This window comes from Martinezella paranaensis, from assembly GCF_014200235.1.
Taxonomy (GTDB): domain Bacteria; phylum Pseudomonadota; class Alphaproteobacteria; order Rhizobiales; family Rhizobiaceae; genus Rhizobium; species Rhizobium paranaense.
Genome location: NZ_JACHBI010000022.1, coordinates 1 through 25,928 on the forward strand (window position 1 = coordinate 1; position 25,928 = coordinate 25,928).

Below are 25,928 nucleotides of genomic sequence, written 5' to 3' on the forward strand. Positions count from 1 at the left end.
TCAAGCGCAGCATAGCGCAGTTGGATGGCGGCCTCGTCAATCACACCGCGATTCTATAGGCTTCAAACCAAAAGGGAATCCCGGCGCCGCAAAAATCCAAAGCTGCGATTCCTTTATTTATCAACAGAGCCTTAGACCAAAGCCGTGGTTGCCAAGGCTAAACATAGCATCAGTGCGCCAACATAGATCATCGCCTTTGCGCAAGAGCTGCGCTCCTTAAAACCTCGAGGCGAGCTAAGGCACGCGTCTATGAAGAGCAGCCCAAAACTGGATTATCGTCGACGGATTAGCGGGGTCATTTCCGCCATAGGACCATGGCGCGGATCACGCTGTCGTGAGCCTGGACGGCGACAATCACGGTGAGAGTCGCCTTGGTGTGATTGACGTCAAGGCGTGCGAGCGCCCGGCCGCAGCGCTGCAAGCAGCGGTCTAAGCTTGTGTTTGCGCCGATGTTTTTCGATCAGTAGTTCGATCCTTGCAACCCAGTCCTCCAACCGGCCTGCAGCGTCATAGGCGAGCGCAGCTTTTTCAAGCCACTGGGCCGCCAACTCATATCGTCCCGAATGCCCAGCCTCCATGATGCTGTTAGCCATGCGTTCGGCAATGTTGATCACCCAGTCGGGATGGCTGGCACGCGCGACGTCCGCGAGCCGCATAAGATCCGTATCCTTCGGATCGACCAGCATTGTCTTGAGATCGACGGATCGTACCGCTTCAGTGGTCATGCCTTCATGGAGGTAGATCTTCGTTCGATCCCAAGCATACGGCGCGGCCGCAAGGCTTGCCAACAGGCTGACGCGCAATTCGATCCAATCCGGTCCCGCCAAGATCGCGGCCACCTCAAAATCCTCAAGCGACAGGCTCAAGTTAAACGCGTAACGTGCAGCTATCACCGCCAGCTCTTTTCGTCCGAGCAAACCGGCGTTATCGCGTAACCAGCGTGCTAGGTTCGCCGCTCCCGAGAAACGGTCTTCTCCCAGCCTCTGGCCCAATCCCCACTCAGCAAGGTCCAGCGCTGCATCGATATGCCCTGCGTCCTTGAGGAGACGCGCAAGCTGGAGCGTCTCTTCGCCAGAGCGGAACCTTTTACGCGCGTGGTCCACGGCCTCATCGAGGCGTCCAAGGCGGACCAACATGGCCGTATAGTCGCCATGGCAGCCCGCAGCGCTGGCGAGGTTGAGGTATGCTTCCGTCCGACCGTCAACATTGAGAACGCGCAGCCGCGCTTGTGTCAAACGCTCGCTCGTCCGGTCGCTTCTTCCCGATGGCGGCCAGGATCGACTTCTTCCAGCCAGAGCATCGTCAAGGCCGATCTCGTCCCACCCCTGCTCAAGCGCATCGACTGCAACCTGCAGATAGTCATCCAGGCCGTAGTCGTCGAGCATGCCTTGCCAGACATCGAGCCGCACCATCAGATCGTCGCGCTCTTCTGGAAGAAGGTCGCTCATCAGGACTGCTTCGGCGATAAGTTGTCCGAGTGAAGGAAAAAACTCGTGCAGCGTCTCATCGAAGTCGGCCTGTTCGCTCCACGCTGGCACAAGCGCTTCCATCACCGGCTCCAGGATCTTCAGAGCATTGCGTCCTTCACCGATATCCAGGAAAGGTTTTGCTTTGTCGATCAGCGCCGAGAATGCCTCCTCATCGAGGGCAGGCCCGTCGTCGTCCCAGGCTCGCCTGCTTGGATACCGGCCCGACAGCAGCCGCTCGGCCTGCCGCCTGACGAACTCTGGATTGATCGCGGCTGGAGGCTGACCCATCATCTCCGGCACGCTGGTCGCCAGTTCGGCCTCCAGCCAGGGTTCCAGTCCGGGATCTTGTCCGGCCCGCTTGACCAACAGTGCCATCAAAGCCTGACGATCAAGGTCGCCAAGCATGTCGGCAAGGGACGGACGTTCGACGACCGCACCGGGCGCCTCCATGCATTTGAGCAGCACGGCAACGATATGTTTGCAGGCACCACCCCAGTCATACGGGCAGGTACAACGGGTGGCAGCTACACCGGCGTCGTGAAGCTCGATGGTGACGGCATAGGGCGTGGACGTGAACTCGCTACCTTCGACCTCGGCAATGATCCGCCCACCGCGGCGCTCCAGCCCCAACACAGCATCGCGCCGCAGATACTCCCGGCCACGGGCGAAGGATTCTACCGTCGCCAGCGCACGCACCGCGTTTTCGTCGAAAACCGGCCTCTTCATGTGTCGTCTTGCTCCCCGAGCCCAAATTCGTCGCCGCCGGCATTGTCCACCAGCTCGTCATCCGCATGTTCGCCATTCACCAGCCCTGTTGGAGCATCGCTCACCAGCAGCATTTTTCTGCTTAACGACCCTGCATCCTCCATCGCCTCGAGGTTCAGCATATCGCGCAATGTCTCCATCCCCAAGGCGAAGAGGAAATGTTTGGTGGTCACAAAGGTGTAGGGCGACCTGGTGCCGGACTGCGTGGGCCGGACGCAAGAAACCCGCACCGCGGAGCACCGCGATCGTGTCACGGCTGGCCTCCTTGCCGAAATTTTCGACCGAGCGGCGCGGGTGATCGGCTGGACATATCCGACCTCCATCAGCACGATGAGGCGTCCGCAAGCCAAAGCTCAGCCCTGCAAGCCAAGGCTGGTCAGTAAACGGCTGACATAGGCTTCCAGCCCGCCGACCATGTCGAAACGATTGGGATCGCGGAGCCAAAGCATCTGCAGGCCATCCATTATGGCGATCAGCTCGGCCGCCATCGCCGGGGCGTCGATCCCACCGTCGATCGAGCCATCGGCGATTGCCCGCTCGAAGGTCGCGGCGATATCGTTCTGCATCTGGACGGTGCGATCGAGAAACCACGTCTTGGCGGGGTGGTCCTTCATCAGGCTCTCGGCGTTCAGGATTGCGAAAGCTCTAACGACTTCGATCATTCCGGCGTTGTGCCGGAAGATTTCGACCATTCCCTTGAGCAGACCGCGCAGATCCGAACGATAGTGGCTGATGAAGTCAGCGCTATCGAGATCGCGCTTGGCGAGGATCGCAAGCAAAAGATCGACCTTGGTCGGGAAATGGTGCAGCAGGCCGGGCAGCGAGAGGCCGACATCGCGGGCAATGTCGCCGATCGCGGCATTCTGGTAACCGTCTTCGGCAAAACGCCGCATCGTCGCCGCCAGGATCTGCACGCGGCGTTCTTCGCCCTTGCGGGACCGGCGCTGCCGTTTGTCTTCTTGTTCGGTCGTCGGTTCTGCCATCATTTCTCCCGTCCGCTTTTTACGGCAAGGCGCCGATCCGCAATCTTCCAGTCGGTCTGCCTATGTCTTTTCATACAATAGGCTCGTCAGGTTGACATCTTAAAAATACCGAGTAATCGGTAGGTTTAAGAGCTTTCGTAAGCCTCAGTGGTAGCTTGCCCGGCGGCTCGCATTTCTTTGAACGGGAGATTTGCATGATCGATTCCATTCTCGAAAAGATGACGCTCGAAGAGCAGGTGTCCCTGCTATCTGGCGCCGACTTCTGGACGACCGTGCCCGTCGAGCGTCTCGGCGTGCCGAAGATCAAGGTGACGGACGGCCCGAACGGCGCCCGCGGAGCGGGCTCGCTGGTCGCCGGCGTCAAGGCGGCCTGCTTTCCTGTCGCCATCGCGCTCGGCGCCAGCTGGAGCCCCGCTCTGATCAGGCAGATGGGCACAGCCCTTGCGCGCCAGGCCAAGAGCAAGGGTGCTGCCGTGCTGCTGGCGCCGACGGTGAACATCCATCGCTCCGGTCTTAACGGGCGCAATTTCGAATGTTATTCTGAAGATCCGATGCTGACTGGCGAACTTGCGGTCGCCTATATCGAAGGCGTACAGGCCGAGGGGATCGCTGCGACGATCAAGCACTTCGTCGGCAATGAATCCGAAATCGAGCGGCAGACGATCTCGTCAGACATCGACGAGCGGACGCTGCGCGAAATCTACCTTCCGCCCTTCGAACAGGCGGTCCGCCGCGCCGGCGTTATGGCCGTCATGTCATCCTACAATCGCCTCAACGGCACTTATACCAGCGAGCATCATTGGCTGCTTACCAAGGTTCTGCGCGAGGAATGGGGCTTCGACGGCATCGTCATGTCCGACTGGTTCGGTTCGCATTCGGCGGCTGAGACGATCAATGCCGGACTCGATCTCGAAATGCCAGGCCCGGCCCGCGACCGCGGCGAGAAGCTGGTTGCGGCGGTGCGCGAGGGTAAGGTGGAGCCAGCGACCGTGCGCGCGGCGGCGCGGCGCATGCTGCTGCTGCTCGAGCGGGTCGGCGCGTTTCGAAAAACGCCCGATCTTACGGAGCGCGCGGTCGATCTTACAGAAGACCGGGCGCTGATCCGACGGCTCGGCGCGGAAGGCGCGGTCCTCCTCAAAAATGACGGCATCCTGCCACTTGCCAAGACCTCGCTCGACCGGATCGCCGTCATCGGGCCGAATGCCGCGACCGCCCGCGTCATGGGCGGCGGCAGCGCCCAGATCGCGGCGCATTATATGGTGAGCCCGCTCGAAGGCATTCGCGCCGCTCTTTCCAATGCCAACAGCATCAGCCACTCCGTCGGCTGCCGCCACAACCGCCTGATCGACGTGTTCAAGGGAAAAATCACGGTCGAATATTTCAAGGAACGCGGCTTTAAGGGCGCCCCCCTTCATGTCGAGACTGTCGATAAGGGCGAGTTCTTCTGGTTCGAGCTGCCGTCGGGCCAGCTTGAACCAGCCGATTTCTCTGCGCGAATGAAGATGCAGTTCGTGCCGGAGGAGAGCGGCGAGCATGTCTTCGGCATGACCAATGCCGGACTGGCGCGGCTCTTCGTCGACGGGCGGCTGACGGTCGACGGCCTTGATGGCTGGACGCGCGGCGAGAATTACTTCGGCACCGCCAATGACGAACAGCGCGGTGCGGTGATGCTCGAGGCGGGCCGGACTTACGAGGTGACCGTCGAGTATGAGCCCTCCATAACGAACGAGGACGGCATCAACCTCATCGCCGTCCGTTTCGGCGTCGAAAAGCCGCTTGGCGATGCCGACATCGAGGCCGCCGTCGAGACGGCCCGCAATGCCGACGTGGCCCTTCTCTTCGTTGGCCGTGACGGCGAATGGGATACGGAAGGACTTGATCTGCCAAACATGCGGCTTCCGGGCCGGCAGGAAGAACTGATCGAAAAAGTGGCGGCCGCCAATGCCAATACCGTTGTCGTGCTGCAGACCGGCGGCCCCATTGAAATGCCCTGGCTCGGTAAAGTCCGCGCCGTGCTGCAGATGTGGTATCCCGGCCAGGAGCTCGGCAACGCCGTCGCCGACGTGTTGTTCGGCGATGTCGAGCCCGGCGGTCGCCTGCCGCAGACCTTCCCGAAGGCGCTTTCCGACAATTCCGCCATCACGGGCGATCTCGCCGTCTATCCCGGCAAGGATGGGCATGTGCGTTACGGCGAAAGCGTCTTCGTCGGCTACCGTCATCATGATACTCGCGCCGTCGAGCCGCTCTTCCCCTTTGGTTACGGCCTCGGCTATACGCGTTTCCGCTGGAGCGAGCCGCGGCTCTCGGCAAGCGAAATGAGCTCCGAAGGCGTAATCGTCAGCATCGATGTGACCAATATCGGCGACCGCGCCGGCTCGGAACTGGTCCAGCTCTATGTGCGTTCGCCAAAAGCCAAAGTGGAGCGGCCGGACAAGGAATTGCGCGCCTTCGCCAAGCTCGCACTGCAGCCCGGCGAGACCGGCGCGGCCATACTGAAGATATTGCCGCGCGACCTTGCTTATTTCGACGCCGAAGCCGGTGCCTTCCGGGCCGAAGCGGGCGACTACCAGCTGATCGTGGCGGCGAATGCCGCCGACATCAGGTTCGTCATCGACCTGCCGTCACCATCGAGCTACCTGCAGCCGCCTTCGTACTAGGCGGCAGTTTGGAGGGATATGAAGGTCCACATCTGAACCTGCGGAGAACTGAGACGCCATGAACCGGCGCGGACCAAAGAAACGAACGCCGCCGAAGAGTGCCGCCCGAGCCCGATCGATCCGGTGGGACAAGCCTGGCAACATGGCAACGCCTCCCTCAGAAGAGGCTCGGCGCTGCGACCTTCCTGCTTCGCCAAGAAGACCTCTCGTTCCGCCCGCGTCAGCTCGAGTTCTGCGGCGATCTGGTGGCGCTCGTGCGGGTGTGGGGTTTCGCAGGTCCTTGAGCTCCTCGATGGTCCGATCCAGTTCGTTGGCCATGTCATCGTCTCCTTGACCTTTGTGAAAGACGAGCGCTCCGGTCATGGCGGTATGAGAGGGTCAGGGATCGCGAAGCGACCGGCGGAGCCGGCAAGTGGGAAGCCGATTTCTAGTGTCGCCCGCAAAGGCGACGACGAAAAATTGCGGGAACTGCTCTTAGGTCTTAGCCAAGTGTCCTCTTAGCTGGAAGACGCTGTTAGGATGAGTTTTCGGCTATGGCAGTTATTCCGAGTGTATCGTTAGGTCAACAGCCCTTTTTTCTGTCGATCAGGCGCTTTCGCGACGGAAGCGATAGTCTCCCTTTGATACGCGCATGGCCTTTGCGATCGCCTTGTTGATCTGGTCGAGATCGCAGGCTTCCGGATGGAATTTTCGGCCGACCCATCGCCGCATATCTTTGTGTTCATCATGCTCTGGATCAAGCCAGGCGTCGAGGAAGTCGGCATAGCCGGAGGTTCCACCGACATCCTCTGGAGGTCCGGAGCGTTTGCCGGCAGTGCAGCGGGGATATTTTGCGCCTTCCTCGCGAGGAACACGCTCCAAACGAAGGAGATGACGCCAACTGTCTCCGAAGTCGTATTCATAAAGGATCGTGAGGGTGTTCTCGTCGCGAACGTATGGGAAGTGAAGGTCGATCATTCTGACCTCAGTGGCCTCGAAGATCTTGCTGTCGAACAGCCCGTCTTCATCGAACTCCGGCGCGCCGTAGATCAGACCGCCGATGTTGAACTGGTGCAGATGACTGTCGGTCCAGCCGAAAGCGGCCTGCAGCACTTCGTGAAGTTGAGCAAGGTTGAGTGAGATCGGCAGTTCGAGAACACGGCTAATCTCGGGTTCGATGTCGAGGATATGAACCTCGGCACGCACGATGAAGTTGTCTGGGTCAAACGGGTCAAGCATGTCTGGACCATGCCCGGCATAATGGCCGTAGGCAATAGATGGGTCAGCAAGTCGGATAAATTGGAATGAAGTGGTGTGGGCGAGGTTAGGATTTTGGCGCGCTGTGGAGAGGCATAGGCCTCACGGTGCGATCGCGTTCGGCAATCAGGCGAGCGTTGTGACGCTTCTGTCGCTCGACCTGCGTTTCGGCCTTCAGTGTGGGCTTCATCAGGACGGTATTTTCACTCACCATGCGTCGCTCCTCGATTTGCAAAACCTGGATCAGGGCTCGCTGCTGGGCGAGTTGGTCTTCCCAGGCAGCCAGCTTTTCGGAAATAATCTTGCGTTCAGTGGCACGACGCGATCCTCGATCATGGAGCGAAGATTAGTGTAGATGGCGTTGCGACCGACACGCGCCTCGTGGGCACTGTAGTAGTTTGCGCTCACGCATCGTTGACTTCAGAATTTGCATGATACCCAGGAACCCTAGCGGCGGCCCAAATGCGGACTCCGCCTTTGAGCGCGGCTGCGGTAAGATCCTCGACAACATCGGCGGAGAAGGCCGGGATTTCCCAGAGAGATTCGACCACCTGTCTTTTGCAGTTGAACAAATATGAACTTCCGACCTATCGCCGATCATCGACGCCACAATGCAAGTAAATCAATTTGTTAGGATATAGCTGTCTCGGAGAGCACCGTGAAATAACTTGAAATGCCTTTCGAAAGGGTTTTCACAGTGCGCAAAGAAGTGACGGACCAAGCCTGCCACCGGCCTTTAAATCCAATCGGCCTGCGATAGACGATTTCACGTCTTCCCACTCTGACGGCCTTTGCGGAGATTACACCTATTATTCTCCGCATTGTTGCGGATAAAAAACTTGCTATTCTCCGCAACGGCGACCTATTCTAAGACATGACCTATATTTGGCAGTCTCCCAATTGGCCAGCATTTGAATGGCCGTCAGACGAGCTTGTGACCAGTCTCACAACCGTTCGCCTTGATCAAGGCCGCCTCATCGGTCGTGTGGAGGGTCTTGGTTTTCGCACCCGTGAAGCAACTTTCCTGCGGGCTCTGACAGATGACGTTGTCAAATCGTCAGCGATCGAGGGCGAACGGCTGGATGAGCAAGAGGTCAGGTCGTCGTTGGCCAGGCGCCTTGGCATAAGCATTGACGGCTTCGTGACGCCCAACCGCTCGGTCGAGGGCATCGTTCACATAACCCTTGATGCTACGATCGACTGTCTCAAGCCGTTAACAGCCGAGCGCCTCTTTCAATGGCATGCAGCTCTATTTCCAACCGGCCGCAACGAATGGGGACAGAGGCTTCGCGTCGGCGACTGGCGGGACGATTCCGGTGGCCCGATGGAAATCGTATCCGGTGCGTTCGGACACGAGAAAGTACACTATGTTGGGCCACCCGCCGACCGCCTGGAGAAGGAGATGACGGCCTTCCTCGATTGGTTCAACGGATCACAGGAGATGGATCCTCTCGTCAAAGCAGCCATCGCCCATTTGTGGTTCGTGGCCATCCACCCGTTCGGCGACGGCAATGGCCGCATAACCCGTGCGATTACCGACATGACCCTTGCGCGCGGTGGCGGGGGAGCTCCGCGGCTATATTCCATGTCCGCGGCCATCGAGAAATCGCGTACCGGCTACTACGAAGCTCTACAATCGGTAACCGCCAGAGAGGAACTCGATATCACGAAATGGGTTCGATGGTTTCTGGATTGTCTAGGCGATGCGGTGGGGGCCGCATTGCTGACCCTCGACAATGTCATACTCAAAAACGAATTCTGGCAGGCCCATGCCGCGCATCATCTCAATCCCCGACAGGCCAAGGTTCTCAATCGGTTGCTGGAAGGAAATTTCGACGGGAAGCTCACATCGACCAAGTGGGCAAAATTGACGAGTGCATCTCAGGACACGGCCTCGCGTGACATCGCGGACCTCTTGGCTAAAGGCATCCTCCGCAAAGGCGAGGCCGGCGGCCGCAGCACGGCTTACGAATTGGTTTTAGAAGTCTCTACCGACAGCCAATCCCCATCCGAATAGGATCGGCACGCATCCTTGCGTCATCCGGCTCGCTGCGTACAGGACTGCCAGCATCTCCCTCATTTTCTGACTACTCGACCGAATGGACAGGCGTTTGTTCGGTTTCCTCCCGGTGCGGCATTTCCATTCAAGCGCCCTTTGGCGGACATCTGAAGAATCTTCGCGTGAAACGTGAGCGACTGACCAAAATTTGTATAAATTCTTTGGTCAGACAGCAGAGCAACACGCCCAAACCAACGTCTGATACGCTCCATCGAATCCACGATCGGATAGACCGAGCAACGCTTTGCGCTTGATGGGACCCGAACCGGCAAGCGGCCACCTAAACTCCCGCGTCTTCAGTCTGATCTCATCGAGATGCAGATAGGTCCCAGTCAGGGTCCGACTATTTGGACGAGGCCATGAGTGAAGACTATCATGTTTTCTGCATGGACTGCGGTGAGCGCCTGACTCTCGGAAAATCCCAAAGGATTTTCGACGACCGTCTAAAGCAAGATGGCTTCGTTCCTTTCCCTGATAATGCGTCCCACACGCCGTCGAGTGAACTGGCGGCGTGCGGTGCACTCGGACTGAAAGACTATCAGCCTTACCGAACCGTCAATGGCTTTCTGCCGAAGCAGAGCATGGGTGCATGTTCGATGGCAAAGAGGCCGAACGCCGCTGTCCATCCGAGGAGCGCCATCATCAAGATCGCCACACTATAGTCAGGGAACAGTTCCGCCATCGGTCTGACGAAGGCTACAACGAGGAGAATAACATAGGATAGGTTCGTAACCCGGCTGGACTTCAGCTTCCGGCCGGTGTGGCCGCGGCTGGCACGCGTCATCACCGCCAGCATCGTCAGCGATATGGATCCGATCGCGAAGATATGAAGAACGGCAAGCTCCGGCAGGCCCACCGCCTGGAGTGCAGTGGCCGCAAACCCGAGAGGCACAAACGCGAAGGCGACGTGCAGCACGAACAGGATGGGTTCTGGCCAAGTTGTCCAGCCGCGCCAACGCACCAATCTGACAACGTTGAAAACGGCGGCTGCGAAGCCGAGAATGCCACTCGCCCATGCTCCGGGCCAGACTGCCCATACCGTGAGCGATACCGCGCCGACGATGATCGAGGCGGCGTCGAAGCGGTTGTAGGGCACGGGAAAATCGGTCCGGCCGGACTGGTTGATCCAGTTGCGCGTGAAGCTCGGAAGAATTCGCCCCCCGACGATCGTCACCAAGAGAACGTAGGCGCCGAGGCCCAGACGGATCGCCAGTTCCGGATGGCCTGCTTTCACGACTTGGAGATGGAAGAGAATGTTCGCAAGCGACAAGACAGCCAGACCGGCAATCACCTTGAGGTCGGCCCACTTCCGGCCGGCGACGACCTCACGGGTTGATAGAATGAGCATAGCAGGAAGGAACGCGCTGTCGATGATCACGGCAGGAATAACGCCTACGAGGCTGCTCGCGAGCATGGCGAGACGACCGGCAGTCCAGAGGCTCAAAAGAGAGATGAGCGGGCGGCCCGAAATCGGCAATCGTCCAGTCCAGTTCGGTATGGCTGTAAGCAGAAAGCCGGCGAGGATAGCTGGTGCAAATCCGAAGAGCATTTCGTGGGCGTGCCAGTAGAGCGCCCCGTACTCCGTGGCGAGTGGAATGCCGAGCGTCAAAAAGGCGGCCCAGAGATCGATACTGACGATCGCCCATATCGCGGCAGCGAGAAAGAATGGGCGAAAACCGTAGGAGAAGATGACAATACCCTCGCGAGACATTCCGCGGGGAGCATGGGCACCGCCATCCTTTTTGTTCTGCATGATCATTGTCTCCGAAGTTGATCATTGAGACATGTCATTATTTTCAGGAGGGGTCGTTGAGATTGCGCAAATACGGGGCGCGCCACCACAGAAACGCCACTAAACGCTGAAGTCGGTGGCGCCAATGTTGCGGTAATTGATTGCGATCAATCTTAAGGCGGAACCGATTTGCTATTACGAGCGCTTCAGGAGGTTCTCATGATCTCGTTCGTTTCCGCTTTCGCATTCTTCCTTCTCCTTCATTCGATCCCGGCTATTCCAGTGGTTCGCTCCAGCATCGTCTCGCGCATCGGCAGGCCGACATACTTCGTCGGCTATTCTGCCGCCTCGGTTGCCGCTCTCATTTGGCTGTTCTCGGCTGCGCTGGCGCTGGACTATATCCCGCTTTGGGACCTACGCCCTTGGCATGCAGCCGTAACATTTGTCCTCGCGCCACTCGGCGGTTTCCTGGTGATTGCGGGATTGTTGAGTGCAAATCCGCTCTCCATTGCGATCAGGCAATCGGACGATGTCGGTGCCGTGGTGGGCATAACAAGGCATCCGGTCCTTTGGGGATTTGCGATCTGGGCGTCCGGTCACATCGTTGCGAACGGCGATTTGCGGTCGCTGCTTCTCTTTGGAGGATTTGCCCTTTTCTCGCTGGGGTCGATCGCGATCACCGAAAAGCGGGCCCGCCGCCGCCTCGGGGACCGGTGGAAGACCTTGTCGAAAGGCACCTCGATCGTGCCGCTGGCAGCCTTCTTCTCAGGTCGCCGCCCCACTTGCGATCTCCCCATGCTCCTCGCCGCCCTGATTACGGTGGCACTCGGCGCCTGGCTGTTGTTCGCAGGAGGTCATGCTCTGCTTTTCGGAGCAGATCCGATCGCCGTGTTCGGCTGAGTGGACGAAGCCTCTCCGGTCCATGCCCGCGACTGATGCGGAAGAGATAGGCCCAGCAGGTCGATCGCACGGCGGGCCAGATGGTCAACGACGTCTTCGATCGACTGCGGCCGGTTGTAGAATGCCGGTACCGGAGGCATGACGACGGCTCCCATTTCCGTGACGGATGTCATGTTGCGAAGGTGGCCCAGATGCAGCGGCGTCTCGCGCGTCATGAGCACAAGACGGCGGCGCTCCTTGAGCTGAACGTCGGCGGCACGGGCGACCAGGGTTTCCGACACGCCCGTCGCGATCGCCGCCAGCGTCTTCATCGAGCACGGTGCGACGATCATCCCCGAAACGGGAAAGGAACCGCTCGCGATCGCCGAACCAATGTCCTTGTTATCGTACCATGTGTGCGCCTTGAGCAGCATCCGGCCGTGCGTTTCCGGCCCGACCTCATGCGCCAGCGTCCTCTTGCCACCGTCGGTGACGACGAGATGAACCCTGATCCGCAGCGCCGTCAGCCGGTCGAGAACCGCGACGCCAAGCGACGCCCCGGACGCTCCGCTAACCGCGAGAACGACGTCATGCCCGTCCGCTTGCCAGTTCACGACCTATCTTCTCCCAGATTTCGCCCGCGCGTCTTGTCAATTCCTCGGGCATATGAAGCTCACGACCCCATTCCCGTTCCGTCTCGACGCCGATCTTGTTCGTTGCGTCGAGCCCCATCTTCGTTCCGAGCCCGGCCTTCGGGGAGGCGAAATCCAGATAGTCGATCGGCGTATTCTCCAGGACGACAAGGTCTCGCGCCGCGTCAAACCGCGTCGATATCGCCCAGACGACGTCTTCCCAACTCCGGACGGACACGCCGGCATCCACGACGATGACAAGCTTCGTGTAGTTGAATTGGGGAAGCATCGACCAGAGACCCATCATCACCCGCCTCGCCTGACCCGGATATCGCTTGTCGATCGAAACGACGGCGGCGCGATAGGAGCAGGCCTCGGGCGGAAGCCAGATGTCGGCGATCTCGGGAAAATGGCGTTTCGCGATCGGGACGAACAATGCGGTCATTGCCTCGCCGAGCACCGAGGGTTCGTCGGGAGGTCGGCCCGTATAGGTCGTCAGATAGACCGGCGATCGTCGGCTGGTGATTGCCGTCAGGCGAACGACCGGAAAGGGTTCGACGGAGTTGTAGTAGCCTGTATGGTCGCCATAGGGACCTTCCAGCGCCGTCTCGTCTTTTGAAACCAGGCCCTCCAGAACAATCTCCGCATGCGACGGTACGAATAGGGGCACGGTGCGGCCTCTGGTCACCTGCGTTCGCGAGCCCCGCAGAAGGCCGGCGAAATTGAGTTCGCTCATTCCCTCCGGAAGGGGCATGACCCCCGACAGGATCGTGGCAGGGTCGGCGCCGATGGCGACGGCGATGGGCATGTCGAGCCCCTTTTGCTGCCACTGCCTAAAGTGCTTCGCGCCACCGCGGTGGGCAAGCCACCGAACGATCAGCGAAGCCTTGTCACGAACCTGCATTCGATAGATGCCCACGTTTATGTCGTGGGGATCGTCGGGGCTGCATGTGATCACGAGAGGCCATGTTATCAGCGGCGCAGGTTCGCCGGGCCAGCACCACTGGATCGGAAGACGGCCGAGGTCGGTATCCTCCCCTTCCAGCACAATCTCCTGACAGGGTGATTTTCGGGAGTAGCGGAAGCGCATCGATGCGGCGGCCTTCAATAGCGGAAGCTTCCTCCAGGCGTCGGAAAGCGACCTCGGAGGGGATGCCTGCTGCAATTCAGCCAACTCCTCTGCAAGACGCGGCAGACCGCCGGTCCCGAGCCCCAAGCCTAGTTCGATGCGTTCCCTGGTGCCGAAGAGATTGGCAACCACCGGTATCGCGGAGATTGCCCCTTCGCGGTTCATGGGTCGTCTGAAGAGGAGCGCCGGGCCGCCTTGACGGAGCACCTTCTGGTGCACCGCAGTAACCTCGTGGACAAGAGAAACTGGCTCGTCCACCGCAACGAGCATTCCTCGGCGCTCCAGGTCCGAGAGAAAACCCTGCAGGTTTACATGTCTTTGAATAGTCCGATCGTCGTTCAGCATTCATGAGCAATCGCACCACGAAACCGTCGACGTCTTTGTGCGGGATCAAACAGCGACCTCTCGATTGGAACTAGTTTGCCTCGTCAAATTAAGAGGCCTCAATGCTCGCTCCACCCTCCCTGATGGCGACAGCCAGGATCGTTCCGTTGCCAATCGCCGCACGCATCGCTGACCTTCTCCTTCAGCAAGTCCTGAGAAATCATCCGAAACTGTTCGATCGATTGGGCGAATACGGCAATGCGCGGTTTGCTTTCGTACCGACGGACTTCGCCTTCTCCTTCTGCATTCGACCCTTGGATCGTTCGGTGCGCACCGTTCGCAAGGGAAATGTTCCGCAAGCAGAGGCCACGATCACAGGCCCCTTGGCCCTCATGCTCGCTCTTGCCGAAGGCCGGGTCGATGGCGACGCGCTCTTCTTTGCTCGAAAACTCCTTATCTCCGGTGACATGGAGGCCGTGCTGGCATTGCGAAACGCACTCGATGACAACGAAATCGATCTGGTTCGGTCGCTGAGCAAGCTGGCCGGTCCGATGAGCCATTCGGCCGGGAAGATACTTGATGCCATCAGACGTGGAGCACTCGAAGTCCAGGGTGTCCAATGGAACTGATCTGTCCAGCCGGAACGCCGGCATCCTTCCGTGAAGCTGTCGACGCCGGGGCCGACGCCGTCTATTGCGGCTTCCGCGACGAGACGAACGCACGAAATTTTCCTGGCCTGAACTTCGACCTGTCCGAGCTTCGCGAGGCCGTCGCCTACGCAAGAAAGCGTAATGTGAAGACCTTTGTCGCGCTGAACACGTTCATGACGGCGGGCAAGGAAGACCTTTGGTATCGCCGGGCAGACGAAGCAACGCGAGCCGGCGCAAACGCATTGATCGTTGCCGATTTCGGTCTCATGGCGCACATAGCCAAACATCATCCGACCCAGCGTCTCCACATCTCGGTTCAGGCCTCGGCCTCCAACGCAGACGCCTTGGCCTATCTGGTGGAAAATTTCGGGGCCGCGCGTGTGGTGCTTCCGCGCACGCTCACGATACAGGACATCGCCAGAATTGCCCGTCAGGTCGCCTGCGAAGTCGAGGTCTTCGTATTCGGCGGCCTTTGCGTCATGGCGGAGGGGCGTTGTTCTCTCTCCTCCTATGCAACGGGCAAGTCTCCGAACATGAACGGCGTCTGCTCGCCGGCAAGCCATGTGCGCTATCAGCAGTCCGGCCGCGACATGATCTCGGATCTCGGTGGCTTCACCATCAACCGCTTCGCGGAAGCAGAACCGACCGGCTATCCGACCTTATGCAAAGGGCGTTTCGAGATCGGAGACGCCAAGACCTACGCCTTCGAAGATCCCGTTTCCCTTGATGTGATGGACCAGCTCGACCAGCTTCGCGACGCCGGCGTCAAGGCACTGAAGGTCGAGGGCCGCCAGCGCGGGAAGGCCTACATCTCGGAAGTCGTCTCGACCCTGCGAGCGGCCCTGCATGCGGCTCCCGATGAGCGAACCCGCCTGATGGCACGCCTTAGAACGCTGAGCGAGGGTCAGCAAACGACACACGGCGCCTATGAAAAGCGTTGGAGGTAAGATGACGGCTTCGATCAACCTAACCCTCGGGCCACTGCTTTATCTATGGCCGGCCGAGAAGTTCCGCGACTTTTACTTCGAGATCGCCGACGAAGCGCCCGTCGACGTCGTCGTCCTCGGCGAGACAATCTGCTCGAAGCGATTGCACGTCATGGAGGCCGAGATGGCCGCCGTGATCGACCGGTTGGAAAGGGCTGGCAAGACGGTTCGGCTCTCCACACTTGCGATGGTGACGCTCGAGCGCGAGTCAAAATATCAGAGGGAACTTGCCGAGGATGAATCGCATCTCGTCGAGGCAAACGACCTGTCGGCTCTGAGGATTTTGAAAGGCCGGCCGCATGCTGTCGGTCCCTTCGTCAACGTCTACAACGGAGAGACCGCGCGACTGCTTGCGCGAAATGGCGCGACAAGCATCTGCCTCCCTCCCGAGCTTCCTGCAACGTCCGTGTCGAAGATCACCCAAGCCTGCCCCGGCCCGGAATTCGAACTGTTCGCATTTGGCCGCATTCCTCTCGCCCTATCGGCCCGATGCGCCCATGCACGGTCCAAGGGGAGGACGAAAGACAACTGTCAGTTCGTCTGTCAGGAGGATCCGGATGGTCTCGCCGTCAAAACGCTATCCGGGCAGCCGTTTCTGGCGCTGAACGGCATACAGACTGTCTCCCACGCGTGTCAGGCTCTCCTGGATTCCCCTGAGGACCTGCGTCCGATGGGAATTGCGTCGCTCCGGCTTTCCCCGCAGGCCTGCGACATGGTGGGTGTGTCCAAGGCATTCAGAGCGCTGGTGAGCCGCGAGAGCGACGCCAGCGAGGTGGCCGCACGATTGAGGACCATCTTTCCCGATGTGCCGCTCGCCAACGGCTTTCATCACGGCCAGGCCGGAGCCGAGTGGATCGCTCGACTTAAGAATTCGGCATCGTCGAATTCATAGCCGTGAATATGCGAGGCCTCCAACCATAGTGGAATAGATGCGGCCGCCCTAATCGGTGGTGAGATAAGGCGGCGGCTTGCTGGCATAATATTTTGCCGCTTCGTCGATTTCCTCCAGTGTCATCGCGCGGGCGACGTTGCGCATCTGCTCGCTGATGTCGTTGCGGCGCAGGCCAGAGACAAACGCCAGAAGCTGCGTCTTCAAATAGAGTTCCGACTGCCCCTCGAGCCAGGGGCTGCCAAGCTTGTTTTCGATACTGCCGTGGCACGACCCGCAAGGAGCAATTCCGCGGGTTGGCGCGCCGCCGGCGACGATGCGCGGCACCGGTATCTCGCCAGCGGGATGGTAGCTGGGCAGGCGCGGAAGATAAGAATAGTATGCGGCAAGATCCTGCATGTCCTGCTCGGACAACTTCGCGGCAAACGGGCTCATGACCGCGTTGGTCCGAACGCCGTCCTTAAAATCGCGAAGCTGCTTGTAAATCACGCTTGCATACTGCCCGGCAAGGTTCGGTGAATCCGCACGGCTCACCCCCGTCGGTCCATGGCAGATGGCGCATTGCTGTGCCAGCGTGGCGCCTCTTCCGATCGCCGCTTGGTCCCGCTTCAGCGATACCGCGGTGGCGAGCTTCACCTGTGAGGTCTTATAGTCTGACGTCACCGTCTCGACCGGCGCGCTGCGTTGCGGCAGTCCCGCGGCTCGGCAGATCGAATCCCAGATGCCGGCGACCTTCTCCCTCGCCCCGAGGTTCGGAAGAATGACGAACCCCAGCGCGGCTGCGACCACGAAAACCGCCGCCACGACCGCAATGCTGGTGACGGTCCATCGATTTCGGAAGCTGATGAGGGGCTCGTCAGCCATTTACCGTTCTCCCACGTAAACCGCCGGCACCGACGTGTCGTTGCGCACTGCAAGCTGAAGGATCGGATAGCCGTAATTCGTGATCGTCAGCCCGATCATGAGGGTGATCCACAGAGCATAGCTGTTGAGCGCAAGGGGAACCTTCGTCGGCGGATGGACGGCCAGCGCGAAGCGATAATCTTCACACTTTTCCGGCGTACCAAACTGCGTGCGCACAAGAACCAGTATGAACAGGAGGCCGGAGATCACGAGTATGAACCCACCGATGGCGGAGAAGACAACCGACATCGCCTCGTTCGCGAGGGCCGGATCGGTGTAGTCGTAATAGGCCATTCGGCGAGGCATTCCCAAGATGCCGACATAGTGCCATGGGAAGGTCGTTACGATCATGCCGATGAACCAGAGCCAGAGCTGTGTTCGCACCAATGACAGGCTTGCAATGGGACGCCCGGTCAGGTGGGGCCATAGATCGTAGGCGATCGCAAAATACATAATGACGATCGCGCCGCCGAAGATGAGATGAAAGTGCCCGGTGATCCATTGCGTGTTGTGGATGGAGGCGTCGAGCTGGTAGCTCATGTTGATGAGGCCGCCGGCGCCACCGAAACCAAGCATGATGAACGAAAAGGCCAAGGCGAGCATCATCGGATTGCGCCACGGCAATGCCGTGACCCATCCGAACATGCCTCTTCCGCCTCGTGCGCGCGCAGCAATCTCCACGGAGGCGCAGATGGTGAAGACCGTAAGAAGTGTCGGCAGAGCCACGAGCGCGGTGAAGGCCGAATGCACGAATTTGAAGCCGGCGCCCACCTCAGGATCGGCGAAGGCGTGATGAATGCCGATCGGCATCGCCACGACCAGGAATAGGATGAAAGAAATTCGCGCCATCGTATCGCTGTAGACCCGGCCTCCGATCGAGCGTGGAACGATCGTGTAATAAGCGATGTATGTCGGCATCAGCCAGAAATAGACGATGGCGTGCAGGGTCCACGAAAAGAAGACGCGTGCTAAGCCGGCGTCGATCGTCGATTTGAACCCAAGCGCAACGGGAAGTATCTGGAGAAGCAATTCCAGGGCAGCACCGACCGCCGTCCAGGCCCAGAGATAGGAGCCCGCAACGTTTGCGAACATCGCCAAAGGCACGGGAACGTCCGGGTTGGCTTTCTTCCAGGCCCTGAGGTTGATCGACATGAGCACGACCCATATCCACGAGCCGACGACGACCAGGACGACGCCGATATAGTAAAACGGCGAGCCGATCAGCGGCGGATAGAACGTGTACAATACCGACGCGAGGCCGAGCGCGACGGGCACCATCGCAATGATCGCGCCGACCGCGATCAGCCAAAATCCCGCCCAGGCCCAACGGACGCCGATAAGCCTTTGTTTCAGCGCCGTCTCGCTGATCGCATAGCCGAACGCCATGGCAACCAAAGTCGGGAAGACATATCCCATGACGGTGCCGTGCGCCGTCACCGACCTATAGTACCATTCAGGATTGTTCAGCCACGAATGAAGCGGGCTGCGAACGTACATCTGCCAGGCGCCCAATAGAAGCGCGAGGCCGAATGAGGCAAACGCCAGCCAGAAATGCGCGAGGATCAGCCTGCGATTATGGAGCACAGGAAAGCCTCCTCTTGTTCGCCATTTCCGAAAGGAACTCTTGCTTGTCCACGACTTTCACCTTTCCCCACATTCCTTCATGGCCGACACTGCAGAACTCCTGACAGGGCATCAGGTGATCTCCGGGCTTGTCGAAAGTCGCCTTCAGTACGGACACATATCCAGGCACCAGCATCGTGTTGACGTTCGTGCCTTGGATAAGAATTCCGTGCACGACGTCGGCACTGGTGGCGCGGAACGTCAGCGGGGTCTGGGCGGGTACGACGATACAGGATGGAGAAAAGGAATATTGCTGCCCGATCGCCCGCACCGTCACGGAGCCGTCAGGCTCCAGCGCGCTTCCAAGGTTGGATTCGATGAACTCGCCCTGAAGGTGGATCGTCGTGGGATCCGTGGTCTCCACGCTCGTCTGCGGCATGGTCGCCTGGTGGATGCCCGCGAATGCAGCCATTCCGGCCAAAAAAACGATGATGAGGACCGATATGGTTGCCCACCGCCTCTCGACCCGTTCGGCGACCGCAGCACCTTCGCCATGAATGTCGCTCATCAGCCGCTCCTCGGTACGAATACGAGTAGGTAGAAGAGAACCCAGACGAGAAGGACGATGACCGTGGCCACGCCTGCGACCGCAACCGCTCCTCTTGGCCCCTCGGAGACAATCCTTTCCACCATCGCGTCGTCAGGCGCTTCGGCAGGTTCTTGCGAATTGATCATGACGTCCTCACTGGAGTGGTGCGGATCTGAGCTTGTTGGCGTCCGCGGCGCTTACCGGCGTGCCGCGGTTTCCCCATGCGGTTCTGATATAGGAGACGACGGCCGCCACCTCGTCGTCGGAAAGGTTGACGGCGAAGGGAGGCATGCCATGCGGCATCGGGTTCTTGTAGGTCGCGGGCGGATATCCTCCGTTGAGAACCATCCTGATCCCGTTAACCGCCGATTCCATCTGGATTGACTGGTTGCCGGCGAGCGGCGGATAATCCGGCGGCTTTCCCTCGCCCGCGGCTCCGTGACAGCTCGCACATTGCTTGTCGTAAACCGTCTTGCCCAAGCTGATCAGGAGACTTGCCTCGGAGGTCGCGACGGACGGCCGAGGTGTCGCCGGCTCGTCCTGGGCGATGCTCTTGAGGTAGACAGCCATTGCGCGGATGTCGTCATCGGTCATGTATTGGAGACTGTTGAACACAACCTCCGCCATCGGACCGTAGACGGCTCCCCTTGTCGAAACACCCTTTTGGAGAAGATCCGATATCTCCTCGAGCGACCAGCCGCCCAGGCCTGCCTCCTTGTTGGAGGTGAGCGAGGGGGCATACCAGTCTTGCATCGGAATGAGTCCGCCCTGGAAGGCCTCCGACTGCCTGCTGCCGCCCAATGCATTGATGGGCGTGTGGCACATCCCGCAGTGCCCAAGGCCCTCGACGAGATAGGCCCCGCGGTTCCATTCGTCGGACTTGTTTGGATCGCGTTCGAACTCTCCCTCCTTGAAGAACAGCGTTCTCCAGCCCAGGATGAGCGAACGGTTGTTATAGGGAAAATCGAGCTCATGCGGCCGGTTCGCCTGATGGACCGGAGCGATCGCCTTCAGGTAGGAGAAGATAGCATCGCTATCCTCACGGGTAACCTTGGTATAGGAGCCGAAAGGCATCGCGGGATAGAGAAGGCCGCCGTCCGGAAACCGCCCATGATGCATCGTCATGTAGAAGTCATCCGCGGACCAGCGCCCAATTCCCGTCTCAGGATCAGGCGTGATGTTGGAGGTATAAAGCGTTCCGAACGGAGTAGGCATTGCTCTCCCGCCTGCGAACACCTTCCCTTCCGGCGCGGTGTGGCATGCGACGCAGTCGCCGGCCCGGGCCAGGTATTCCCCCTTCTTGACAACGTCCGCACTGGCCTGCGGAGACTGGGCGGAAGCGGGGCCAAGCGTCGCCATCAGCGCGATAAGGGATGCGGCGGCCAGAGCCGGCTTGATCGGGTTGCGACGCATCATGGCTTCTTCTCTCCATCCGGCTGGCTGCCGCACGCAAAAGGAAGCGACCATGATCCGGCTGCCGATGGCACGGGGTCGGCAGGCTGGGGCTGGTTCGCCAGATAGGCCGCGACCGCGCGCACGTCGTCCTCCGTCAACCGCGCGGCGACAAGTTGCATGCAGTCAGGAGCCTTGGCGGTGCGCGTTCCGTACCGCCAGCCCCCGAGTTGCGCACTCACGTAGGTTGCGCGAAGACCAAGAAGGCCGGGAATACCGGGCGCCTGCCCGGTCAGAGAACTCCCATGACAGCTAACACAGGCGGGGATGGATCGGTCGAGATCACCCTTCGTTACGATCGCATGCCCGCGGTCAAGCACCGTCTGACTAACATCCGTCGGCGGCTTCTCGGGTAGCGACGGATGCTGGTCTGCAAAATAGGCAGCGATCTGGGCGAGGTAGTCGTCGGTCAGATATTCAAGCAAATAGTTCATCGGCGGGTATTTTCGTCGTCCCGCCTTGAATGCCTCGAGCTGGTTCAGGAGATACCCCGCCGGCTTTCCCGCAAGTCTTGGGAAATAGGCGTCGTTGGTGCCCTTCCCTTCGACCCCGTGGCAGGGCGTGCATGCCTGCACCCGGTCAGCCATATCGTTCGGATAATGGGCCATCTGTTGGGCGAGCGCCGGCGCCTCTCCCAACAAGGAGAGACAGAGAACCAAGAACATTCCTCGCATGATTACTACGTCCCTCCGCAGCAGCGTCACATGAAAGTGAAAGATCTCTAAGCGGACAATATGTCGTTGCGATAAACGTTCAAGTGGGAAAAATGGCGGTCTCTGAGATTACTCGAAGACCACAGCCTAAAGTTTGCGTCGCAGCAAATAGGCAGTTTGCGCCACATCAAAGAGTTTCTCGGGTCTTCTTCTACTTTCCTTGTCGACCGGGCGGCGTTCGCCCTCTCTTCGATGATGGAGATTGGAAATGACACATACTCTGCAAATGACCCGGCGCACCATGCTGACGGGCGCTGCTGTCGCGGGAGCGCTTACGCCCATCATCATGTCCACGGTTGCTCATGCCGACGAGGAAGTGGCCTCGGCGGAAGCGGTTAGGAAGCCGGGAGCGGCGGTAGATCTATCGAAGATCGCGCGCGAGAGGATCGAGCTCGTCAAGCCGCCCTTCGTCCATGCCCACACGCAGAAGGCTGAAGGCGGCCCCAAGATCAAGGAGTTCACGCTCACCATCCAGGAAAAGAAGATGGTGCTGGACAAGGAAGGCACCGAAATCAACGCCATGACCTTCGACGGCTCGGTTCCGGGACCGCTGATGGTCGTCCATCAGGATGACTACGTCGAACTGACATTGGTCAACCCCGATACGAACACGATGCAGCATAACATCGACTTTCATGCCGCCACCGGCGGTCTGGGAGGTGGAGCGCTCACCGTTGTCAATCCTGGCGAGAGCACGGTTCTACGCTTCAAGGCGACAAAGGCAGGCGTGTTCGTCTACCATTGCGCACCTCCGGGAATGGTCCCCTGGCACGTCACGTCCGGGATGAACGGCGCGATTATGGTGCTGCCGCGCGAGGGGCTGACTGACGGTCGCGGCAAACCGATCGTCTACGACAAGGTCTATTACGTCGGCGAACAGGACTTCTACGTCCCGCGCGACGCCGACGGCAAGTTCAAGAAGTTCGGCAGCCCCGGCGAGGCATACGAAGAGACGGTCGCCGTCATGAAGACCCTCCTGCCGACCCACATCGTGTTTAACGGCGCCGTGGGAGCGCTGACCGGCGAAAACGCGATGACTGCAAAGGTGGGCGAGACCGTCCTGATCGTGCATTCGCAGGCGAACCGTGACACCCGTCCGCATCTCATCGGCGGCCACGGAGAGTATGTGTGGGCGACCGGCAAGTTCCTGAACGCTCCGGATATCGATCAGGAAACATGGTTCATTCCGGGCGGCACCGCCGGGGCCGCGATCTACACGTTCAAGCAGCCGGGCATCTACGCCTACGTGAACCACAATCTCATCGAGGCGTTCGAGCTGGGTGCGGCTGCCCACTTCAAGGTGACCGGCGACTGGAATGACGATCTCATGACCTCGATCAGGGCGCCCTCGGCAACCTGATCGTATCTCGGGCGCGCGGGTCCCTCGATGTGGCCCCGCGCACCCGCTTCAATAGAAGGGCGCAATTGCGAACAAAGCCATGACACCGCACGCCGTTAGAAGAACGGTTTCGGAAATGTCGATCCTCATACCCCTCGCTATTCTCGGCTTGCTCTCTGGAGCGCTCGCCGAGAAGGCGGGGCTTCTTTCGTTCGAAGGACAAGGTCTCGCCGTCGTCTCCCCCGAGGTCGTCACCATCGCGCCGCATGCCTTCGAATATCGCGACGCGACGGAATACTTTCGCAATGGCCTCGCGATCGACGCTCCCAAACGGCAAGAAGCCGTGATGGTTCCGCTCGATGTCATGAAGTATCAGGTCACGCAGGCCGAATACGAACGTTGCGTCTCCGATGCCGCATGCGTCCCCTCGGAAGCAGGCGCTACCTTGCCGAACGACAGCATCCCGGTGACCGGCGTGAGCTATGACGATGCGCTGCGTTACGCCGCATGGCTGTCGCACCACACCGGGCAGGAATGGACGCTGCCGACCGATTTCGAACTCGCTTACGCGGCGGCCGATCGATTCCCCGACGATGCGCTTGGCATCGACCCGGACGATCGCAATCCCGCCAAACGCTGGCTCGCCGATTACGAACGCGAAGCCCGCCGCGCCGCGTCGGTTGATCCTCGCCCCCAGCCGAAGGGCTCTTTCGGCATCAGTCAGACCGGGCTCGTCGATTTCGCCGGAAATATCTGGGAATGGACGTCGACCTGCAACAGGCGCGTCGATCTCGACAAAGCGAAAGCCGACGAAGATCTGGACCCTTCCAGTTGCGGGGTCATGATCGCTGCCGGACGACATCGCTCGCCGATGAACAGCTTCGTCAGAAACCCGAAAGGTGGAGGATGCTCCGTGGGAGCACCTCCTGACAATCTCGGATTCCGTCTCGTGCGCCGCCCGTCGCTGTTGGAAAGCATCGCAAATTTTTTTCGCAGGGCCACCGCGCAGCTCCTTGCAACAATCATTAAAACCTAAAGAAAGACGAACAGACGATGAGGGTCGATCGCACAGTTTTAAAGACGCTGCCGCTATTCGAGCGAATGACGGATCCCGATCTCGATGCAATGCTCGAGCATGCTATCTCACGCCGTGTCGCAATGGGTGACTCGGTGTTCGAGCAGGGGGCGCCGGCGAAATCCTTCTTTCTGCTGCTGCACGGGCGGTTGAAGGTGACGCAGGTCACTCAGGACGGCCAGCAGATCATAGTCCGGATGGTTCATCCGGGGGATCTGTTCGGCTTCGCCATGGCACTTCGCCGATCGGACTATCCCGGCACCGCGGTTGCTGCAGCGGAAAGCGTAGTACTCGGATGGCCGACGGAAATGTGGTCGTGTTTCGTAGAGCAGAATCCCCGACTGGCTATGAGCGCGATGCAGACGATCGGGCAGCGCCTGGAAGAAGCGCATACCAGGATACGCGAAATGTCGACCGAGGAAGTTGAAAAGCGGGTCGCCCATGCCGTCCTGCGACTCTCCAAGCAGGCCGGTCGGGCGGTGGATGCAGGGATTCGCATCGATTTCCCAATCTCCCGTCAGGATATCGCGGAGATGACCGGGACGACACTGCACACGGTCTCAAGAATCCTCAGCGCATGGGAGGCGAAGGGTATCGTCGAGGGCGGCCGGCAGAAACTCACGGTAACTGATGGAGAGCGTCTGCTCATCCTCGCCGACGGCGCACGGAGATAACCGGCAGCCGGTCAGGGTACGGACCGAAGACATGGCAAGGTGGAAGCTCACTCGTCAAAAACTCCGGAATTAGATCCCATATGTGGCGACCTACGCTGTGGCAGAGTGTGGGCACAGAAACTCTCTTTGGAGGCCAATCATGCTTTTGTCCGCCTATCACCCCAAGGCATCTGCCGCTATTCGCATCGATCTCGGGGCGATATTCGTCTCATTGGAGCTCTTAACAAGTCGACCTGGCTGATAACATCGCTTGCACCGGGCAGCGAAAAGATCTCGCGCCACGCCCCTTGAACTCGTCGATTTCGGCGACAAGATTTAGTATCTCGGGCAGCGCATACCAGATTAGAAGCCAGATCATGCCCGAATAGATTTTCGCCCGTTCTCTTCTCCGACGGTTCAAACTAGCCAACCGACCCAAAGAAAGAGTTGGAGGCACGATAACTTCAGCTAGAATCCCGTGGCATTCACTGCATGATTCCAAAAAACTCAAATTGAGGCTGCTCCGAATAAGGGCGCTGCGAAAGCCTTCGTCGGAGCATAAGCGGTTTTCACATTGCGGATGTCGCGCGAGCGGGATTAGCGTCTTTGGCGAAGCGTAGCCTTCGCTAGAGCGGGCGCAACTCACATTCTGTTTGATGCCGAACAAGCAAGGCCGGCAATAAAATGGGTACGATACGGCCAATGGAGACGTCCCGATATGGCACCCCTGCTCGTGCCGATGCTTGGACCGATCCGATACGTCCAGGCCAGGTATTTTGGCCGAGACAATGTGGCTGAAAGCAATCGAATGGGTAAAGGGGGAAGCCGATGACGTCAACTCTCAGGCCGTCGCCGGATGAGTGGGACGTTGTCTCCGCCATCCGTCAGATAAAAGTGCTCGCCAGGCGACTCGAGCCCGAATACGACTGCTCGTCGGCCGTCGGCGAGGTTTTGACAAGAGTGGAGCCGTCCGAAAGGAAATCGATTGTTCAAGAGCTCTACCATCTCGCGCTTCGCCAACGTGTAAAAGTGGCCACCCTCGTCGACCTTACCACCGGACTGGAAGAGTTGGACTCGTATGCCGAGCGAGGCGAGCTTGAAGAAGCGGCCATGCTCTTCGATGACATGGCGCTGCAGGCGCGGCTTGGGTCGCAACTTCTCAAGGCAGTGGTGCTCAGCCGAGTGAGCCTCGCAGGAGCGTCAATGGGCACCCAGAGCTCCAGCATCGAAGGATCGGAACGATGAGGAACG

At 59.5% G+C, this 25,928-nt stretch carries 23 protein-coding genes and 2 pseudogenes; 12 read left to right on the forward strand and 13 right to left on the reverse strand.

Going from position 1 to position 25,928, the window contains the following annotated elements; translation table 11 throughout:
- Window positions 1-386: 386 nt before the first annotated feature.
- The 3 genes from GGD50_RS30180 to GGD50_RS30190 form a co-directional block, all read right to left on the reverse strand.
- Complete coding sequence (locus GGD50_RS30180; RefSeq protein ID WP_183940802.1) at window positions 387-2,195, reverse strand: SWIM zinc finger family protein; 1,809 nt, start codon at window positions 2,193-2,195, stop codon at window positions 387-389.
- Window positions 2,192-2,365: a hypothetical protein gene (locus GGD50_RS33600; RefSeq protein ID WP_425504000.1), complete on the reverse strand. Its 174-nt coding sequence runs from the start codon at window positions 2,363-2,365 to the stop codon at window positions 2,192-2,194. Before GGD50_RS33600 ends, GGD50_RS30180 begins: the two co-directional genes overlap by 4 nt.
- Before the next feature lie 222 nt (window positions 2,366-2,587).
- Window positions 2,588-3,217: a TetR/AcrR family transcriptional regulator gene (locus GGD50_RS30190; protein ID WP_183940804.1), complete on the reverse strand. Its 630-nt coding sequence runs from the start codon at window positions 3,215-3,217 to the stop codon at window positions 2,588-2,590.
- 194 nt (window positions 3,218-3,411) lie between these two features.
- Between GGD50_RS30190 and GGD50_RS30195 the strand changes: the two genes are divergently transcribed.
- A complete protein-coding gene (locus GGD50_RS30195) occupies window positions 3,412-5,874 on the forward strand; it encodes a beta-glucosidase (protein WP_183940806.1) in 2,463 nt (820 codons plus the stop codon).
- Window positions 5,875-6,459: 585 nt separating this feature from the next.
- On the opposite strand, the pseudogene GGD50_RS30200 reads toward GGD50_RS30195, so the two are convergent.
- Window positions 6,460-7,112: pseudogene (locus GGD50_RS30200) on the reverse strand (plasmid pRiA4b ORF-3 family protein).
- 137 nt (window positions 7,113-7,249) lie between these two features.
- On the opposite strand from GGD50_RS30200, the gene GGD50_RS30205 reads away from it, so the two are divergent.
- On the forward strand, window positions 7,250-7,465 hold the full coding sequence (locus GGD50_RS30205) for a hypothetical protein (RefSeq protein WP_183940810.1): 216 nt from the start codon (window positions 7,250-7,252) through the stop codon (window positions 7,463-7,465).
- A gap of 519 nt (window positions 7,466-7,984) precedes the next feature.
- On the forward strand, window positions 7,985-9,127 hold the full coding sequence (locus tag GGD50_RS30210) for a Fic family protein (protein ID WP_183940812.1): 1,143 nt from the start codon (window positions 7,985-7,987) through the stop codon (window positions 9,125-9,127).
- Window positions 9,128-9,713: 586 nt separating this feature from the next.
- Here GGD50_RS30210 and GGD50_RS30215 read toward each other — a convergent pair.
- A complete protein-coding gene (locus GGD50_RS30215; RefSeq protein ID WP_183940815.1) occupies window positions 9,714-10,922 on the reverse strand; it encodes an NnrS family protein in 1,209 nt (402 codons plus the stop codon).
- Window positions 10,923-11,120: 198 nt separating this feature from the next.
- Between GGD50_RS30215 and GGD50_RS30220 the strand changes: the two genes are divergently transcribed.
- Window positions 11,121-11,801 carry an NnrU family protein gene (locus tag GGD50_RS30220; protein WP_183940817.1) on the forward strand — a complete coding sequence of 227 codons (681 nt, stop codon included), beginning with the start codon at window positions 11,121-11,123 and terminating at the stop codon, window positions 11,799-11,801.
- Here the strand turns inward: GGD50_RS30220 and GGD50_RS30225 are convergent.
- Both GGD50_RS30225 and GGD50_RS30230 read right to left on the reverse strand, forming a co-directional pair.
- Complete coding sequence (locus GGD50_RS30225; RefSeq protein ID WP_183940819.1) at window positions 11,756-12,394, reverse strand: UbiX family flavin prenyltransferase; 639 nt, start codon at window positions 12,392-12,394, stop codon at window positions 11,756-11,758. The genes GGD50_RS30220 and GGD50_RS30225 overlap by 46 nt on opposite strands.
- Window positions 12,369-13,886: a UbiD family decarboxylase gene (locus GGD50_RS30230; protein WP_183940821.1), complete on the reverse strand. Its 1,518-nt coding sequence runs from the start codon at window positions 13,884-13,886 to the stop codon at window positions 12,369-12,371. Before GGD50_RS30230 ends, GGD50_RS30225 begins: the two co-directional genes overlap by 26 nt.
- A gap of 101 nt (window positions 13,887-13,987) precedes the next feature.
- Between GGD50_RS30230 and ubiT the strand changes: the two genes are divergently transcribed.
- The 3 genes from ubiT to ubiV are packed head-to-tail and all read left to right on the forward strand — an operon-like array spanning window position 13,988 to window position 16,393.
- Window positions 13,988-14,494 carry a ubiquinone anaerobic biosynthesis accessory factor UbiT gene (ubiT, locus tag GGD50_RS30235; protein ID WP_183940822.1) on the forward strand — a complete coding sequence of 169 codons (507 nt, stop codon included), beginning with the start codon at window positions 13,988-13,990 and terminating at the stop codon, window positions 14,492-14,494.
- Window positions 14,485-15,462 carry a ubiquinone anaerobic biosynthesis protein UbiU gene (ubiU, locus tag GGD50_RS30240; protein ID WP_183940824.1) on the forward strand — a complete coding sequence of 326 codons (978 nt, stop codon included), beginning with the start codon at window positions 14,485-14,487 and terminating at the stop codon, window positions 15,460-15,462. Before ubiT ends, ubiU begins: the two co-directional genes overlap by 10 nt.
- Before the next feature lies 1 nt (window position 15,463).
- A complete protein-coding gene (ubiV, locus tag GGD50_RS30245; protein WP_183940826.1) occupies window positions 15,464-16,393 on the forward strand; it encodes a ubiquinone anaerobic biosynthesis protein UbiV in 930 nt (309 codons plus the stop codon).
- A gap of 48 nt (window positions 16,394-16,441) precedes the next feature.
- Here ubiV and GGD50_RS30250 read toward each other — a convergent pair whose 3' ends face one another.
- The 6 genes from GGD50_RS30250 to GGD50_RS30275 are packed head-to-tail and all read right to left on the reverse strand — an operon-like array spanning window position 16,442 to window position 21,571.
- Window positions 16,442-17,254, reverse strand: coding sequence for a c-type cytochrome (locus tag GGD50_RS30250; RefSeq protein WP_183940828.1), 813 nt, complete (start codon window positions 17,252-17,254; stop codon window positions 16,442-16,444).
- A complete protein-coding gene (locus tag GGD50_RS30255; RefSeq protein ID WP_183940830.1) occupies window positions 17,255-18,877 on the reverse strand; it encodes a b(o/a)3-type cytochrome-c oxidase subunit 1 in 1,623 nt (540 codons plus the stop codon).
- Window positions 18,867-19,424, reverse strand: a complete 558-nt coding sequence (locus GGD50_RS30260) for a cupredoxin domain-containing protein (RefSeq protein ID WP_183940832.1) — start codon at window positions 19,422-19,424, stop codon at window positions 18,867-18,869. The genes GGD50_RS30255 and GGD50_RS30260 overlap by 11 nt, the downstream gene beginning before the upstream one ends.
- Window positions 19,424-19,591 (reverse strand): hypothetical protein, encoded by a 168-nt coding sequence (locus GGD50_RS30265; RefSeq protein WP_183940834.1) that lies wholly within the window; start codon window positions 19,589-19,591, stop codon window positions 19,424-19,426. The genes GGD50_RS30260 and GGD50_RS30265 overlap by 1 nt, the downstream gene beginning before the upstream one ends.
- A 7-nt stretch (window positions 19,592-19,598) precedes the next feature.
- Complete coding sequence (locus tag GGD50_RS30270) at window positions 19,599-20,858, reverse strand: c-type cytochrome (protein WP_183940922.1); 1,260 nt, start codon at window positions 20,856-20,858, stop codon at window positions 19,599-19,601.
- Window positions 20,858-21,571 (reverse strand): c-type cytochrome, encoded by a 714-nt coding sequence (locus tag GGD50_RS30275; RefSeq protein ID WP_183940836.1) that lies wholly within the window; start codon window positions 21,569-21,571, stop codon window positions 20,858-20,860. Before GGD50_RS30275 ends, GGD50_RS30270 begins: the two co-directional genes overlap by 1 nt.
- A gap of 247 nt (window positions 21,572-21,818) precedes the next feature.
- Here GGD50_RS30275 and nirK point away from each other — a divergent pair, with 247 nt between their 5' ends.
- The 5 genes and pseudogenes from nirK to GGD50_RS30295 all read left to right on the forward strand — a co-directional run bounded on the left by nirK (window position 21,819) and on the right by GGD50_RS30295 (window position 25,922).
- A complete protein-coding gene (gene nirK / locus GGD50_RS30280) occupies window positions 21,819-22,970 on the forward strand; it encodes a copper-containing nitrite reductase (protein ID WP_183940838.1) in 1,152 nt (383 codons plus the stop codon).
- A 79-nt stretch (window positions 22,971-23,049) separates the two neighbouring features.
- The gene (locus GGD50_RS30285) at window positions 23,050-23,985 is read left to right on the forward strand and encodes an SUMF1/EgtB/PvdO family nonheme iron enzyme (protein WP_183940840.1); all 936 of its coding nucleotides are present in this window, start codon (window positions 23,050-23,052) and stop codon (window positions 23,983-23,985) included.
- A gap of 17 nt (window positions 23,986-24,002) precedes the next feature.
- Window positions 24,003-24,698 carry a Crp/Fnr family transcriptional regulator gene (locus GGD50_RS30290; RefSeq protein WP_183940842.1) on the forward strand — a complete coding sequence of 232 codons (696 nt, stop codon included), beginning with the start codon at window positions 24,003-24,005 and terminating at the stop codon, window positions 24,696-24,698.
- A gap of 139 nt (window positions 24,699-24,837) precedes the next feature.
- A pseudogene (locus GGD50_RS33605) lies at window positions 24,838-24,980 on the forward strand (IS110 family transposase); the annotation flags it as partial.
- Window positions 24,981-25,505: 525 nt separating this feature from the next.
- Window positions 25,506-25,922, forward strand: a complete 417-nt coding sequence (locus GGD50_RS30295) for a hypothetical protein (RefSeq protein WP_183940844.1) — start codon at window positions 25,506-25,508, stop codon at window positions 25,920-25,922.
- The last annotated feature ends 6 nt before the right edge of the window (window positions 25,923-25,928 follow it).